Here is a 15,111-nt window from a genome sequence, read left to right on the forward strand (position 1 = left end):
GTCGTGAACGTTTACGTGGTCGTCTGAGGATTGATCACATTTCCCCCTTAGTTTTCGCGGTGTTGGCAACGGCGGCGTTCCAGCCCGTCTCCAGCATGAGCAAGGTCTGCATTCCGCGCGCAAGCGTCAGCCAGCCGGGGGCGCCGTTGCGCTTGAGGTGTCCACCAAGACCGGCAACGGCGTAGAGCGCATCGACTACGGTCGCCCCCTGAGCCGGCAACTTCTTGGGCTGGTGCTGGTGCAGCAGCTTCAGCTGCGTCGGGTTCAGGGCTCGTTCCGCGGGCGCGTTGGGCTCAAGGCGTGACAGAGAGCGCAGCAGCAGCATCTGCCACGCGATCGGGGCGAACAGCGCCAGCGCGTTGGTCAGGCTCCGGAAGCTCTCGAGCTGGCGCGTCTCGAGGGCGCAGCCGGTCTTCAGGGCCTTGAAGAACTCCTCGATGAGCCACCGTGCCCGGTAATGGTCGACGATCGCTGCGATCTGGTCGGGCGTGTCGATGGGCTCGTTGGTCGCCAGCACCCATGCGACCGGCTCCTCGCCCGCTGGCGTGTCGATCTCCTGTACCAGCACGACGTTGACCGCGAGCTCTTCGGCCAGCTCGGGCAGGTAGTACGGACGGCGCAGCGCCAGGCGCCGGGCGCCGACGCCCAGCGTGGCGCTCCGCTCCGAGCGCTCGGGGTGCGCGCGCTTGCTCGCCGGGACAGGGCCGGCGCGGCGTTGGGTGAGCACGACCTCGCGACTGAGCTGGATCGGCAGCTCGACCAGCGCCTCGCTCAGCCGTAGCCGTGCGCTGTCGTCGAGCGTTTCTTCCTCGTCCTCGGCCAGCTCCGACACGTTTCGATCGCGCGCTATGCGCACGACGAAGCGGTGGCCCTGCTCGACCATGGCGCACAGAAGCGGGTAGGCGTCGGCCTCGCGGTCCATGATGTGCAGCAGCGACGTGCGGTCGCCCACGGCCTGCTCGGCCGCTTCTACCTGCCGCAGCCAGCGCGTCGACTCCTTGTCGGTCACGCGCGCATAGTCGCTGCCGGTCCTGTTCTTCTTGCGTGAGCTCTTGGAGAGGGTGGAGGCTTTGCGGGCCCAGCAGGCAAGGCCCAGCACTCCGAGCGGCTGGTTGATCGCGTCGGTGGCCACGGCGAGCGTTGCGTGCGCCAAAAAGCCCTGCGTGTCCTTGCCGTTGAGCGGACCGAGCCCCTTGCGTGCTCCGTCGCCGTCGAAGGCGACCGCGGTGGTGTCATGCACCGCGCGAACCGTGCCGTGACCGGCCATCCGCTCGAGGGTCTGCTGGCTGTGGGCTTGCACCAGCGCACCATACGACACGCGCTTGTTGCCAAGGAGCCGGTAGAAGCCCTCCAGCTCGGCCTCGGTCTTCAGCGAGTCCGGGAAGCTCTCGCCCGGCGCGACGCTCAGCCGTGCCACCACAGCCCGGACCCGCTGATGCAGGCGCGCATCGCCCAGCTGCACCGTCTCGAACTCGCGCACGATCGACGGCATCGCTTCCGGCACATCGGGATTTCCCATGACATTTCAGACGCTTGGCGGGTCCGAAACGGATCAAGAAATGTGCGGGATCCTCAGACGTGGTCGTGGTCGTTCACGGCCGATCGTTGACGACCACGACCACGACCACGACCACGACCACGTAAACGTTCGGATGCAGGAGAACGCGGCGCGAAGCTTGGTTGACGCCCAAGGTTCGCCCCGGCGGGTGTGTTTTCATCCCCCAAGCTGGCGGTTTGTGGCAAATCAGGGTCGCCCGCCCGCTGGGTGAGCTACCTTCCTCGCTCGACCCGCGCCCCCTCATCGATCCCATGCCGGCAACGTCCCGCGCCGCCGTCCTCAGCCTCGCGACCGCCCTCGGCCTCGCTACATCGCTCGTCGCCGCCCCCCAGCGCGCCGGCGCCAGCCTGCTCGACGAGCCGCCGAAGCGCGCAAGCTTCAACCTGAACGAGACGGTCGCGCCGGAGCTGCCGCTCCTCCGCGCCTTCCACAACGCCGCCGTCGAGCGCCCCGGACCGTTCCGGCTCTACCTGAGCAGCGCCTACGGGAAATGGCGGCAGCAGCCATGGTGGCAGCTCGCCTGGGGCGGCGCGCGGCCGGACGCGCTCGGCGAGCACGCGCTCGCCTCCCCCGCCCTCGGCTCCACGGCGTTCGCGAGCGCCTGGTCCCCCTTCACCCCCTTCGAGCCGCCCGGCACCCTCCACCTCGATCCGGCCGCGCCGGCGTGGTTCCGCCAGCTCGATCCGATCCTCGGCCCGCCGGTGCTCGCGACAACGGGGCCGAGCCTCTCGTCGAACGGCTTCGATCTGCTCTGGGATCCGCCGAAGAAGCAGCCGATCGACTGGCGTTGCCGCAGAGGCCCGGTCCAGTTCGCCCGGTACGGCGGCCAGCACGACGCCTTCGAGCTGGTGCGCTGCGACGGCTCCGTCGCGCCCGGCGCGCTGGATCGGCTGTCGATCATGGCCCGTCCGCCCGACGCGCCCGACCCGGGCGCAGAGCTCCCCGACGAGCCCGACGCCGACACATGGCAGCGGGCGCTCGAGTGGGTGCCCCAGGTCCGCCTCGTCCACCCGCGCCTGCTCTGGCTGCTCCAGCAGATCGCCGACGCCTTCCCGCGCCGCGGGCTCTACATCTTCAGCGGGTACAGGCCGCGGGCGCCGACGACGCGCGACGCGCCGGCCGCGCGCAAGCCGAGCTCCGGCACCCACCACAGCCAGCACGCCGAGGGGCGCGCCATGGACATCCTCGTGAGGGGCGTCCCGAACACCGCGCTGTTTCAGTTCTGCCGCACGCTCGACGACGTGGGCTGCGGGTTCTACCCGAACAGCAAGTTCGTCCATGTCGACGTGCGCCGCCCGGGCGCCGGGCGCGTCTTCTGGATCGACATCTCCGGCCCCGGCGAGCCGTCGGAATACGTCGACTCCTGGCCCGGCGTCGTCGAGAGCGGCGGGCTCTCCTGGGGAAGCGCGCAGGGCGCGCGCTCCGGCGGGGCCACGCCTCGCTGACGTCGCCTCCCCGCGGTCGCCCTCGCACCTCGCACGTCCACCGGCGCGACCGGCTGCTCCGCCGCGCGCTCTCGTTCCGGATGCGCGCTCCCGTTCCGGATGATGCGGCGCGCCTCGGGGCGCGGTGACTTGCCTCCCCGAGATCGGTGTTAAGCTTGGCGTCTTCCCCCTGGGCGCGCGACGCGAGACGGGGGCGGAGCTCGGCGAGCCGAGATCTGTCCCCCGCACCTCCGGCGGCCAAGGCCGCCCCGCGGTCGCCCTGGAGAAAAAGGGTGCGAAATGGGCGAGTTGCGGACAGGGATGGTTGAGAAGATCGCGGCGATGCAGGACTTCGCGCTCTACCGCGATCTCGCGTGGGAGGGCACGTTCGAAGAGTACCTCCAGATCGTGCGCCAGAACCCGCAGGTGACGCGCAACGCGTTCCAGCGGGCGTACGACATGATCATCCGCTACGGCATCGAGGAGTACACGGACAACAAGAAGAAGCTCATCCGGTACAACTTCTTCAAGGACGAGATGCACGGCGGCGCCGACGCCGTGTACGGGCTCGACATCCCGCTCATGCGGCTCGTCCACGTGCTCCGGGCGGCCTCCGAGGGGTACGGCCCGGAGAAGCGCGTCATCCTGCTGCACGGCCCGGTCGGCTCGTCGAAGTCGACGATCGCCCGGCTCCTCAAGAAGGGCATCGAGCACTACTCGACGACCCCCGACGGCGCGCTCTACACGTTCGACTGGGTGAACCTCGACGACGTCGGCATGGCCGGGACGGAGAGCGCCCGCTTCAAGTGCCCGATGCACGAGGAGCCGCTGCGCCTCGTCCCGCCGGCGTGGCGCGACCGCGCGTTCCGCGAGCTCGGCCTCTCGAGCGCGCAGCACCACGTCCGCACCGAGGGCGACCTCGACCCCGCGTGCCGCTTCATCTTCAACCGCCTGATGGACAAGTACGGCGGCGACTGGTCGAAGGTGATGCAGCACGTGCGCGTGCGCCGCCTCGTGCTCAGCGAGAAGGACCGCGTCGGCATCGGCACCTTCCAGCCGAAGGACGAGAAGAACCAGGACTCGACCGAGCTCACCGGCGACATCAACTACCGCAAGATCGCCGAGTACGGCTCGGACTCGGACCCGCGCGCCTTCAACTTCGACGGCGAGTTCAACATCGCGAACCGCGGCATCGTCGAGTTCATCGAGGTGCTGAAGCTCGACGTCGCGTTCCTCTACGACCTGCTCGGCGCGTCGCAGGAGCACAAGATCAAGCCGAAGAAGTTCGCCCAGACGGACGTCGACGAGGTCATCATCGGCCACACCAACGAGGCCGAGTACAAGAAGCTCCTGAACAACGAGTTCATGGAGGCCCTCCGCGACCGCACGATCAAGATCGACATCCCGTACATCACGAAGGTGTCGGAGGAGATCCGGATCTACGAGAAGGACTTCAACAAGGAGAAGATCCGCGGCAAGCACATCGCCCCGCACACGCTCGAGGTCGCCGCGATGTGGGCCGCGCTCACCCGGCTCGAGGACCCGAAGAAGCACAACCTGTCGCTCGTCCAGAAGATGAAGCTCTACGACGGCAAGGTCCTGCCCGGCTACACGCAGGACACCGTGAAGGAGCTCCGCAAGGAGGCGTCGCGCGAGGGCATGGAGGGCATCAGCCCCCGCTACGTGCAGGACAAGATCTCGAACGCGCTCGTCAACGACCTCGGCGAGGGGACGATCAACCCCTTCATGGTCATGAGCGAGCTCGAGAAGGGCCTCCGGCACCACTCGCTCATCACGAACGACGAGCAGCGCAAGCGCTACACCGAGTGCATCGGCATGGTGAAGCGCGAGTACGAGGAGATCGTCAAGAACGAGGTGCAGCGGGCGATCAGCGCCGACGAGGACGCGATCCAGAAGCTCGCGGCGAACTACATCGACTCGATCAAGGCCTACACCCTGAAGGAGAAGGTGAAGGACCGCTTCACCCGCGAGGACGTCGAGCCCGACGAGCGGCTGATGCGCTCGATCGAGGAGAAGATCGACATCCCCGAGAACCGCAAGGACGACTTCCGCCGCGAGATCATGAACTACATCGGCGCGCTCGCGGTCGACGGCAAGAAGTTCGAGTGGCACACGAACGACCGGCTGCGCCGCGCCCTCGAGCTCAAGCTGTTCGAGGATCAGAAGGACGCGATCAAGCTCCAGACCCTCGTGTCGAGCGTCATCGACAAGGAGACGCAGGAGAAGATCGACATCATCAAGACCCGGATGATCAAGTACTTCGGGTACAACGAGGTCTCGGCGCGCGACGTGCTCGACTACGTCGCCAGCATCTACGCGCGCGGCGACACGAAGTGACCCGTCGCGGGGGCGCGGCGGCGCTTCTGCAGCGCGCGCCGCGCCGCTCGCCCTCGCCCTACAAGCTCAGCCTTCGCGCCTGACCTTCGCGAGCTCGCGCTCCCCGTCCCGCCGGAGCTTCGCGATCTCGCGCTCGAGCGTCGCTACCTCGCGCTCCAGCGAGGCCACCGTGCGCTTGAGGTCGCGGACCTCCTCGACAGACGCGAGGCCCATCGCCTTGGCGAACGTCTCCTTCTGCTCCGCGGTGAACGAGGAGACCCGGCCGGGCACGCTCATCGCCGTCATGAACAGCCGCATGAACCGCTCGTCCTGCATCAGCTTCGCCACGTTCGGGTTCGCGGCGAGCCTCATGCCCTCGGTGACCAGTCTGTCCTTCAGCGCCATGCGGGCAGCGTAGCCGACTTTGGCGCGGGCGCGTCAGCCCACCTCGACCAGCACCGCGGTGATGTTGTCCCGCCCCCCGCGCCGGTTCGCGAGGTCGATGAAGAGGTCGACCGCCACGTCGCCGCCCTTCGAGGCGATGCTCGCGACCTCCTCCTCGGCGTGGAGGTACCCGTGCAGCCCGTCGGAGCAGAGCAGGTAGCGATCGCCCTCCTCCACGGCGACGATCGAGGTGTCGACCTCGACGTAGTCCCGGTTGCCGACCGCGCGCGTGATCACGTTGCGGTGGGGCGAGCTCTTGGCCTCGTCCACGGAGATGAGGCCGTTCTTGATCTGCCACGCGATCAGCGTGTGATCCTCGGTCATCTGCACCGCGGTCCCGTTGCGGACCTGGTAGATGCGGCTGTCGCCCACCTGGCCGGTCACGAGCGCGCCGCCGACGATGAGCGCCGCGCTGATCGTCGTGCCCATGCCGCTCTTGTCGCGATCGAGCTCGGCGATCGCGAAGACCATGTACGTCGCCGCCTGGATCGCGCCCTCGAGGATGCGCAGCACGGCGCGCGCCTTGGGCTGCGTCAGCGGCTCGTTCGGATCGCCGATGGCGGGCAGGCCCCGCTTCACCATGCCGTAGATCGTCTCGACCGCCTCGGCGCTCGCGACCTCGCCGGCCGCGTGCCCGCCCATGCCGTCCGCGACGATGTAGAGGCGCAGCTCGTCGTCCCGGAAGAACGCATCCTCATTGGCGCGCCGGTGGCGCCCGACATCGGTGCGGCCAAATGATTGGATCCTCATCGAGCTTGCCCGGTCCTTCGCTCGCCGTCCCGTGAGGAAATCCCCGAGGCGCCGGCGCGACTGTCGCACGATAAACTTCTTGGGCGGGGCCTGTCGAGTGGGCGGAGGCTCGGTTAGGATGGGCGAGCCAGCCATGGCACGAAGCTTCTCCGCGACCTGTGGGCCGGACGGCCTTCTCCAGCACCTGGCGGACCTGCGCAGCGCGGTCCCGTCGCCGTCGGGCGGGGTCGTCTTCGTCTCCGGACAGCTCGCCCAGCGCGCCTCGGGCATCGCCGAGCTCGTCCGCGGCGCCTGGCGCGGCGTCCCCGCCTGCGTCGTGCCGGCAGCGGGCGTGCTCAGCGAGCGCGGCGAGATCGAGGGGGACACCGGCGCGAGCGGCGTGCTGTGGTCCGGCGGGCAGGTCACCCCCTTCGCGCTGCCGGAGCGCGCCGAGGAGCCGAGCCGCCTCCTGCGCGAGGCGCTCGCCCGCACCGTCGGCCAGCGCTCCGCGACGGCCATCCTCTTCGCCCGGCCCGGGGCGTTCGCGCCCGAGCGGCTCGAGGCGCTCGCCTTGTCCGCGCCGAACGCGTGCCTCTTCGGCGCCGGGACGGCCTCCGGCTCCGCCATCGGCGTGACGTCGCAGGGCGAGCTCATCGAGGGCCCGGCGACGGGCCTCGCCATCACCGGGTTCGCCCCGCCGCTCGTCGACGCCTCGCCCGCCGCCAGGCTGCTCTCCGGCTTCCACCGCATCGACGAGGCGAGCGGCGGCGTCGTGCTCCGCGCCGGCGGGCGGCCGGCGCTCGACCTGCTCTCCGCCGCGACCGCCACGCTCGGCGAGCCGCCCAGCGCGCAGCAGCTCATCCTCGCCGCGCTGGCCGACCCGCCGCTCGATCCACCGGGCGCGCCGGGCGCCGACCGCGGCGACGCCGAGGCGGAGGCGCCGGATTCCGTGCGTTACGTGCTGCGGCCGGTCCGCGGCATCGATCCGTCGCGGCGGGGGCTCCTGCTCGGCGACGAAGCGAGGCCCGGCGCGCGCCTCGCCTTCGCGGTGCGCGACGCCGCCATCGGCCGCGCCGGGCTCGAGGGGATCGCCCGGCAGGTGTCCCGGAGCGCGCTCGGGTCGGCCCCCCGCTTCGCGCTCTACCTGACCTGCGCCGGGCGCGGCCAGGGCCTGTACGGGACGCTCGACGTCGAGGCGCGCATCCTGCGCCAGCGCTTCGCCGACCTCCCGATCGCCGGCATGCACTCGAGCTTCGAGATCGCCCCCTGGGCCCGGGGCCAGGCAAGGCTCGCCCTCTACACCGGCGTGCTCGCGCTCTTCCGCGCGCCGAGCTGAGCGCTTCTTCCCGCGCCGAGCCGAGCCGAGCGCTCTTCCGCGCGCCGAGCCGAGCCGAGCGCTCTTCCGCGCGCCGAGCCGAGCGCCTCGCCTCAGCGCTCGCGGTAGACCGCGACCACCGCGGAGGCCCGCCGCTGCACCGCCGCGTGGACGGCCGCATACCGCGGCTCGTCGCGCAGGGGCTCGAGGACGGGACAGCGCTCGAGCCAGATCAGGTCGAACAGGCCGTCGGCCAGCGAGAGCTCGAGCGCGTCCAGCGCGAGCTCTCGCTTGCCGAGGAAGGCCGCGAACTCCGCCTGGAGCTGCCGGATGAACGATGTGCGCCGCAGCGCCGTGACGGGCGGGCGCTCCCCCTCGACCTGCACGGGCCGGACGTCCGAGAGCCGCCCCTCCATGAGGTCATCGATCACCTGCGCGAACGGCGTGGGGAGGTCCGGGAAGGCCTCGCTCACCCGCCTCTGAGAGAGCTTCTCGACCACCTCCGGGTCGCGCTGCCAGAGCACGCGGCGCATCCGCAGGACGGTGTAGCCCGATCCGCTCCCCACCATCGGATGCGCCTGGATCATGTCGTCGGCCTCCGACCACCTGTCCAGCAGCGTGTACGCGCGCGCCAGCGCCTGCGCCGCCAGCACCACCTCGGGATCGCGCGCCAGCGCGGACCGCGCGCGCCGCGCGCCCTCCTCGAAGGCGCCGCACTCGAGCAGGATGTGGCCGATGAGGCCCTCCGCCTCGGCGTTGCCCGAGCGGCACGCGAGCGCCGCCTTGAGCTCCCGCATCGCGCCGACCACGTCGAGGCGCTGGAACCGCACCGACGCCATCGCGAGCCGCGCGTCCGGCAGCCCGGGCGCCGCGGCGACGGCGCGCGACGCCGCCTCCGTGGCCAGCTCCCCGCCGCGGTCCGTGAAGAACCAGAAGCGGGAGCGCGCGAGCGCGTAGGCCGACAGGATCATCGGATCCTCGGGCGCGCGCGAGAGCGCCTGCTCGAACAGCGCGATCGCCCGCTCCTGGTGCTCCGGCCAGAACCTGCGGTACTCGTGGCGCCCGCGCAGGAACAGGTCGAGCGCGACGGGATCGCTCGGCGACGTGCGGCTCGGCGCGGCCCCGTCGAGCGTCAGCGCCCCCGCGACCGCCTCGGCCACCTCGTCGTTGATCCGCAGCACCTCCGCCTCGGGGCGATCGAAGCGCTTCGCCCACAGCTGGAACCCGTCGGCGACGCTGATGAGCCGCGCGCTGATCCGCACCGTGCCGTCGCGCCGCCGCACCGAGCCCCCGACGACCACCTGCACCCCGAGCTCACGCCCGACCTCGCGCGGATCGAGCTCGGAGGACGGGCGCCGCCCGAGCGCCCCGCGCGGCCTCACCCGGAGGCCCGGCGTCATGGAGAGCGTGTCGACGAGATCGTCCGTCAGCTCCTCGGCCAGGTACGCGTCCGACGCAGGTCCCTGGTTCGCGAACGGCAGGACCACGACGCTCTTGCCGCCGTGCTCGGCCCCCGCCCCCGGGGTCACCCCGGAGACCGCCGTCCGCTCCTGCGGCGGCGTGAACGCCGGCGGCGTCACCGTGGCCGGGCGGGTGAGCGAGGAGAGGTCGTGCACGACGCTCTCGACGGACGGATACCGGTCGCCGCGCTCGCGCGCCATGCAGCGGAGCACCACGCGCGCGAGCGCGTCGGGCAGGTCGGGGCGCCGGAGCCGCGGATCCGGCGGGTCGGCGAAGAGCCGCGCCGCGGCGACGGCGAGCGGCGCGTCGCCCTGCCACGCGCGCTCGCCCGTGAGCATCTCGAAGAGCATCGCCCCGAGGGCGTAGAGGTCGGCGCGCGCGTCGACGTCGTCGGCGCCCTGCACCTGCTCGGGCGCCATGTACGCCGGCGTCCCCATGACCGCGCCCAGCGTCTTGCCCGCCTCGCCGCTCGCGACCGCGCGCGCGATCCCGAAGTCGGTCAGCACGACGCGCCCGTCGCGCCCGAGCAGCACGTTGTCCGGCTTGAGGTCCCGGTGGATGACGCCGGCCCGGTGCGCGGCGTGGAGGCCCGCGCAGACGCCCTCCACGACGTCCAGCGCGCGGGTCACGCCGAGCCGCCGCTCGCGCGCGAGCAGCGCGGCGAGCGGCTCGCCGTCGACGAACTCCATCGTCAGGAACCGGTCGCCGTCGTGCTCGCCGATGTCGAAGACCCGCGCCACGTTCGGGTGCGTGACCTTGCGCGAGAGCCGCACCTCGCGCCGGAACCGTTCGGTCACCTCGGGCGCGACGCTGAGCTCCCGGCGCAGCACCTTGACCGCGACGAGCTCCTCGAGCTCCAGGTCGCGGGCGCGGTACACGCTGCCCATCCCGCCGATGCCGACCAGCCCGAGGAGCTCGTACCGGCCTGCGAGGACCTGCCGCGGGCCGGTCGCGACGGCGTCCGCGGGGTCGGCCGCTTGCCGCGCGCCGCTCGCCGCGAGCGGAAGATCGTGGATCGTGTCGTCCTTGAAGCTCTGCGGCATAGGGGAATTCCGGCGGCCGTTGCCCCCCGCGTCACGAGATTAGCCCACGGGATCGGCCGGTCGAGCGCCGACCGTCACGGGAGCCCCAGCACGGAGGTGCTAGTCTCCGCCGCCCATGGCCGAGGCGTCGAGCTCCATCGTGGTGGAGTCGCTCTCCAAGACGTACCAGGTCCACGAGCGCGCCGCCGGCTTCTCGGCCACCGTGCGCTCGCTCTTCCGGCGCCGCACCAAGGTCGTCCACGCCGTCGAGGACCTCTCGTTCTCGATCGCGCCCGGCGAGCGGGTCGGCTTCCTCGGCCCGAACGGCGCCGGGAAGACGACGACGCTCAAGGTGCTCTCCGGGCTCCTCCACCCGTCGGGCGGCAAGGTCGAGGTCGCCGGCTTCGTCCCGCGGCACCGTGAGCCCGATTTCCTCAAGCGGATCACCCTCGTGATGGGGCAAAAGCAGCAGCTGCTCTGGGACCTCCCGCCCGCCGAGACCTTCGCGGTGAACCGAGCGATCTATGGGATCGGCGACGCGGATTTCAAGGAGACCCTCGGTGAGCTGGAAGACCTCCTCGGCATCGCCGAGATCGCGACGAAGCCGACGCGGCAGCTCTCGCTCGGCGAGCGCATGAAGTGCGAGCTGGCCGCGGCCCTGCTGCACCGGCCGGAGATCCTGTTCCTCGACGAGCCGACGATCGGGCTCGACGTGGCCATGCAGCTCGGCGTCCGCGAGTTCATCCGCCGCTACAACGAGCGGCGGCGGGCGACGATCGTGCTCACGTCTCATTACATGGACGACGTGGCGGCGCTCTGTCCGCGGGTCATCGTCATCGACAAGGGCAGGCTGCGCTACGACGGCGACCTCGCGGCGCTCGTCCGCAGCATGCGGCCCCACAAGCGGATCGCGCTGCACTTCAAGAATCCGGTCGACCAGGCGCTCCTCGAGCGGGTGGGCGCCGTCCTCTCGCTCGATCCTGGCCACGCGGTGCTGCAGGTGCCGCAGGCGGAGCTGCGCGAGGCCATGTCCTGGCTGCTCGGCCACACCGACATCTCGGATCTCACGGTCGAGGATCCTCCCCTGGAGGAGGTGATGCGCGAGCTCTTTTCGGGCGCGGAGCCCTCGGCAGAGCCGGAAAGCGCGCCGGAGGGCGGGCCGCCCGGCTCGACGGGCGGGGCCGCGTCATGAGCGGGCTCGCTCGGGCCGCCCGGGCGTTCCCGACGCTGCTCCGCGTCGGGATCGCGGCCGCGCTCGCGTACCGGGCCGAGATGCTGATCTGGATGCTCACGACGACGATGCCGCTCGTGAGCCTCGCGCTCTGGTCGGCGGTGGCCGCGAGCGCGCCGGTCGGCCGCTTCGGGGCGAGCGATTTCTCCGCGTACTTCCTGGCCATCCTCATCGTCCGGCAGCTGACCGGCTCGTGGCTCGTCTGGGAGATGAACATGGACATCAAGAGCGGCGCCCTCTCGCAGCGCCTGCTCCGGCCGATCCACCCGCTCTTCTCGTACGCCGCCGAGAACCTCGCCGCGCTGCCGCTCCGGGCGGCGCTCTGCCTGCCCATCGCGGTCGTCGCGCTCGTCACGACGTCGGGAGAGCGGTTCCAGCCGACGGCCATCGAGCTCGGGCTCTGGGTCCTCTCCCTCGTCGGCGCCTGGGCGATCAACTTCTTCACCATGGCGCTGATCGGCTCGCTGGCGTTCGTCATCGACAGCTCGACCGCTGTGTTCGAGGTCTACCTCGCGGCCTTCATGGTCCTCGCCGGCTACCTCGTCCCGATCGAGCTGTTCCCCTCGTGGCTCGCCGATCTCGCGCGGGTGCTGCCGTTCCGTTACAGCCTCGCGTTCCCTGTCGAGCTCATCACCGGCCTGCTCGACCCGGGCCGCGCGCTCACCGAGCTCGCTGTGCAGTGGGCCTTCGCCGCCGCGTCCGCCGCCGCCGCGCTCGTCGCGTGGCGCGCGGGGGTCCGGCGGTTCTCGGCGTTCGGCGGGTGAGCGGCGTGCGTTACCTCCGGTTGCTCGCGACGCAGCTGCGCGTGTCGATCGCGCTCGGGATGCAGTACCGGTGGGAGTTCCTCCTCGGCGCGGTGATGACCGTCGTGTGGACGGTGGTCGGGCTGGTCCCGCTCCACATCGCGCTCGCGGCCCGGCCGCCGGTGCAGGGCTGGACGTACGAGCGGGCGCTCGTCGTCGTCGGGTGGTTCACGCTGCTGAAGGGCATCCTCGAGGGGGCCGTGAACCCGTCGCTCATCAGCGTTGTCGACCAGATCCGGAAGGGCACGCTCGACTTCACGCTGCTCAAGCCGGCCGACGCGCAGTTCCTCGTCTCCACGGCCCGGTTCGAGATCCGCAAGGTCGTGGACGCCGCGGCCGCGGTGGCGATCTTCGCCTACGCGTTCGCCCAGATGGGGCGCGCCCCCGCGCCTGCCCACGTCGCGCTCGCGCTCTGCCTGCTCGTGACGGCGACGCTGGTGCTCTACTCCATCTGCATCCTGGTCATCTCGGCCGCGTTCTGGGTCGTGCGCCTCGACAACCTGGCCTACCTCTTCAACTCCATCTTCGATTTCGCGCGCTGGCCGGTCACGATCTTCAGCGGCTTCTGGCGCGTCGTCTTCACCGTGATCGTCCCGCTCGGGCTGATGACCACGTACCCGGCGGAGGCGATGCTCGGCACCATCGCCCCGCGCACGGCCGCCGCCGCGGCGCTCGGCGCGCTCGCGTTCGGCGCCGTCGCGCGCGGCGTGTGGAAGCGGGCGATCGGCCGGTATACGTCGGCGTCGAGCTGAGCCTCGCGAGGGCTTCCGGCGAGCGGCGCGGTGCGTTAACGTCACACGATTGCCCTCCGGGCGCGAGGAGGGCTAACGGACACGGGGGGAGAGCGGAATCGGGAAGGATCGGGAAGGAGACGCGGTGAAGGACGGAGGGCTGACGCTCGAGGAGTTGGGTCGGAGCATCGTCGATCTCGCGATGACCGAGGACGTGATACGCCGCCAGGTGATCGCCCTCCTCCCGGTCGGGCGCCGCGCGGAGCGGGAGCTCGAGGTCCTCGGCAGGCCGTCGCGGCTCACGATGGACTTCGAGGTCGGCGAGCCGGCGGCGACGCGGAGCATGAGCGGCGCGTTCGATGTCGCGATCCCGCACGCCGTGACGGTGCGGGTCGACGCGGAGGGAGAGGCGAAGGAGCACCGGCTCGACGCGACCCTCGCGCTGCGCATCACGCCGAGGCCCTGCGCGCCGCTCGGGATCTTCCTGGACGTCGCGGAGCTGCCGGCGGAGTCGGTGCGGTTCGCCGAGTCGCGGGCCTCCGCGAAGGACTACCTGCGCGGCCGGATCGAGGAGGAGGTGCGGAGGGAGCTGCTCCGCCTCGTGCGCGCGCGGATCGCGGAGAGCCGCGCGGAGCGCACGCTCGACCTGGAGGAGCCGCTCCTCCGCGCGCTCGGGGACGCCTCCTGGGCCGGGCAGGAGGAGGCGGAGGAGCCGGACGGGCGGGACGCGCCGCCGCCGAGCCGGGTGCGCGGGGCCGGCGGCCCGGCGAGCGGGGCTGGGCTGCTGGACGCGCCGCTCAGCGACCTGGACGCGCAGCTCCGGTTCTTCGGGAACGCGATGCCCCTCCAGGTGTGGACCGCGCGCCCGGACGGCCAGCTGAACTTCGTGAACCGGGCGGTCCTCGACTATTTCGACCGCACGGAGGAGCAGATGATCGGCGAGGGCTGGCTCGCGGTGCTGCACCCGGACGACGTCCCGAAGACGGTGGCGGCGTGGACGCGGAGCCTCACGACGGGCGAGCCGTACAACACGGAGTTCCGCCTGAAGCGGGCGAGCGATCAGACGTACCGGGAGCACGTGGTCAGCGCGCTGCCGCAGCGCGACGCCGCGGGGAACATCTTCCGGTGGATCGGCGGCACCACCGACGTGGCCGAGCTGCGCCGCGCCGAGGCCGCCCTCCGGAGGAGCGAGGCGCGCTACCGGCTCTGCGCGGAGGCGTCGAACGAGGGCGTCTGGTTCTGGAACATCCGCGAGGACACGGTGGAGTGGAGCGATCGCATGCTCCAGATGCTCGGCGTCCGCCGCGAGGCGTGGGGCGGGACGTTCGCGAGCTTCTTCGAGCGCGTGCACCCCGACGACAAGGGGGCGGTGCAGGCCGCGCTGAGGGCTCACCTCGAGGAGCGGCGGCCGTTCGAGGCGGAGTACCGGCTGCGGCGCGAGGACGGCGAGTACCGCGACGTGTTCGCCCGCGGCATGGCCGAGTGGGACGACAAGGGCGTGCCGTTCCAGATGGCGGGCGGCGCGACGGACATCACCGAGAAGAAGCGCCAGCAGGCCGTGCTGAACGAGCGGCTCGCGATCATCGAGCAGCAGCAGGAGGCGATCCGGGCGCTGTCGACGCCGATCATCGAGGTCTGGAGGGGGGTGCTGACGATGCCGGTGCTCGGCGTCCTCGACGAGGAGCGCGCCCAGCAGATGATGGAGGTGCTGCTCGAGGCCGTGGCGCGGACCCGCTGCCGTCACGCGATCATCGATCTGACCGGGGTGAGCGCCGTGGACGCGGCCACGGCCGATCACGTGCTGAGGCTCATCGACGCCGTGGCGCTGCTCGGGGCGCAGGGCATCGTCGTCGGCATCCGGCCCGAGGTGGCGCAGACGGTTGTGTCGCTGGGGCTCGATCTGTCGAACATCAAGACGCTCTCGAACCTGCGGGAGGCGCTCCTCTTCGCGATGCAGTCGAGCGGGGTGTCGGTCAAGCGGCGGCGCAAGCGCAGGGCGGGGCGCGAGCGCGCGGACGACGCGGAGGGGACGCGCGCCCCGCGCGACGGGTGATCG

11 protein-coding genes are annotated in these 15,111 nt (G+C 71.3%); 7 read left to right on the forward strand and 4 right to left on the reverse strand.

Going from position 1 to position 15,111, the window contains the following annotated elements:
* Nucleotides 1-34: 34 nt before the first annotated feature.
* Nucleotides 35-1,519, reverse strand: a complete 1,485-nt coding sequence (locus tag WMF22_RS37370) for an IS4 family transposase (protein WP_438032847.1) — start codon at nucleotides 1,517-1,519, stop codon at nucleotides 35-37.
* A gap of 290 nt (nucleotides 1,520-1,809) precedes the next feature.
* Here WMF22_RS37370 and WMF22_RS37375 point away from each other — a divergent pair, with 290 nt between their 5' ends.
* Complete coding sequence (locus WMF22_RS37375; protein WP_438032848.1) at nucleotides 1,810-3,003, forward strand: YcbK family protein; 1,194 nt, start codon at nucleotides 1,810-1,812, stop codon at nucleotides 3,001-3,003.
* A 279-nt stretch (nucleotides 3,004-3,282) separates the two neighbouring features.
* Nucleotides 3,283-5,340, forward strand: a complete 2,058-nt coding sequence (locus WMF22_RS37380; protein WP_012239556.1) for a PrkA family serine protein kinase — start codon at nucleotides 3,283-3,285, stop codon at nucleotides 5,338-5,340.
* A gap of 66 nt (nucleotides 5,341-5,406) precedes the next feature.
* Here the strand turns inward: WMF22_RS37380 and WMF22_RS37385 are convergent, their stop codons facing one another.
* Both WMF22_RS37385 and WMF22_RS37390 read right to left on the reverse strand, forming a co-directional pair.
* Nucleotides 5,407-5,724 (reverse strand): hypothetical protein, encoded by a 318-nt coding sequence (locus WMF22_RS37385; RefSeq protein ID WP_012239557.1) that lies wholly within the window; start codon nucleotides 5,722-5,724, stop codon nucleotides 5,407-5,409.
* A gap of 33 nt (nucleotides 5,725-5,757) precedes the next feature.
* Nucleotides 5,758-6,513: a PP2C family protein-serine/threonine phosphatase gene (locus tag WMF22_RS37390; protein ID WP_272104357.1), complete on the reverse strand. Its 756-nt coding sequence runs from the start codon at nucleotides 6,511-6,513 to the stop codon at nucleotides 5,758-5,760.
* Nucleotides 6,514-6,646: 133 nt separating this feature from the next.
* Here WMF22_RS37390 and WMF22_RS37395 point away from each other — a divergent pair, with 133 nt between their 5' ends.
* Nucleotides 6,647-7,828, forward strand: a complete 1,182-nt coding sequence (locus WMF22_RS37395; RefSeq protein WP_438032849.1) for an FIST signal transduction protein — start codon at nucleotides 6,647-6,649, stop codon at nucleotides 7,826-7,828.
* A 92-nt stretch (nucleotides 7,829-7,920) separates the two neighbouring features.
* Here WMF22_RS37395 and WMF22_RS37400 read toward each other — a convergent pair whose 3' ends face one another.
* Nucleotides 7,921-10,311 (reverse strand): protein kinase domain-containing protein, encoded by a 2,391-nt coding sequence (locus WMF22_RS37400; RefSeq protein WP_437294718.1) that lies wholly within the window; start codon nucleotides 10,309-10,311, stop codon nucleotides 7,921-7,923.
* A gap of 115 nt (nucleotides 10,312-10,426) precedes the next feature.
* Here WMF22_RS37400 and WMF22_RS37405 point away from each other — a divergent pair, with 115 nt between their 5' ends.
* The 4 genes from WMF22_RS37405 to WMF22_RS37420 all read left to right on the forward strand — a co-directional run bounded on the left by WMF22_RS37405 (nucleotide 10,427) and on the right by WMF22_RS37420 (nucleotide 15,108).
* Nucleotides 10,427-11,482, forward strand: coding sequence for an ABC transporter ATP-binding protein (locus WMF22_RS37405; RefSeq protein WP_437294719.1), 1,056 nt, complete (start codon nucleotides 10,427-10,429; stop codon nucleotides 11,480-11,482).
* Entirely contained in the window at nucleotides 11,479-12,285 is an 807-nt protein-coding gene (locus WMF22_RS37410; protein WP_437294720.1) for an ABC transporter permease, read from the forward strand. Before WMF22_RS37405 ends, WMF22_RS37410 begins: the two co-directional genes overlap by 4 nt.
* Before the next feature lie 5 nt (nucleotides 12,286-12,290).
* Nucleotides 12,291-13,076 carry an ABC transporter permease gene (locus WMF22_RS37415; protein ID WP_437294721.1) on the forward strand — a complete coding sequence of 262 codons (786 nt, stop codon included), beginning with the start codon at nucleotides 12,291-12,293 and terminating at the stop codon, nucleotides 13,074-13,076.
* A gap of 124 nt (nucleotides 13,077-13,200) precedes the next feature.
* On the forward strand, nucleotides 13,201-15,108 hold the full coding sequence (locus WMF22_RS37420; protein WP_437294722.1) for a PAS domain-containing protein: 1,908 nt from the start codon (nucleotides 13,201-13,203) through the stop codon (nucleotides 15,106-15,108).
* Nucleotides 15,109-15,111 lie beyond the last annotated feature (3 nt).

It is taken from the genome of Sorangium sp. So ce204 (genome assembly GCF_051526795.1).
GTDB classification, from domain to species: domain Bacteria; phylum Myxococcota_A; class Polyangia; order Polyangiales; family Polyangiaceae; genus Sorangium; species Sorangium cellulosum_B.

Bases quoted from the DNA above. Each gene is read 5' to 3' on its own strand.
- WMF22_RS37370 (WP_438032847.1), bottom strand. From the start codon at position 1,519: ATGGGAAATCCCGATGTGCCGGAAGCGATGCCGTCGATCGTGCGCGAG.
- WMF22_RS37375 (WP_438032848.1), top strand. From the start codon at position 1,810: ATGCCGGCAACGTCCCGCGCCGCCGTCCTCAGCCTCGCGACCGCCCTC.
- WMF22_RS37380 (WP_012239556.1), top strand. From the start codon at position 3,283: ATGGGCGAGTTGCGGACAGGGATGGTTGAGAAGATCGCGGCGATGCAG.
- WMF22_RS37385 (WP_012239557.1), bottom strand. From the start codon at position 5,724: ATGGCGCTGAAGGACAGACTGGTCACCGAGGGCATGAGGCTCGCCGCG.
- WMF22_RS37390 (WP_272104357.1), bottom strand. From the start codon at position 6,513: ATGAGGATCCAATCATTTGGCCGCACCGATGTCGGGCGCCACCGGCGC.
- WMF22_RS37395 (WP_438032849.1), top strand. From the start codon at position 6,647: ATGGCACGAAGCTTCTCCGCGACCTGTGGGCCGGACGGCCTTCTCCAG.
- WMF22_RS37400 (WP_437294718.1), bottom strand. From the start codon at position 10,311: ATGCCGCAGAGCTTCAAGGACGACACGATCCACGATCTTCCGCTCGCG.
- WMF22_RS37405 (WP_437294719.1), top strand. From the start codon at position 10,427: ATGGCCGAGGCGTCGAGCTCCATCGTGGTGGAGTCGCTCTCCAAGACG.
- WMF22_RS37410 (WP_437294720.1), top strand. From the start codon at position 11,479: ATGAGCGGGCTCGCTCGGGCCGCCCGGGCGTTCCCGACGCTGCTCCGC.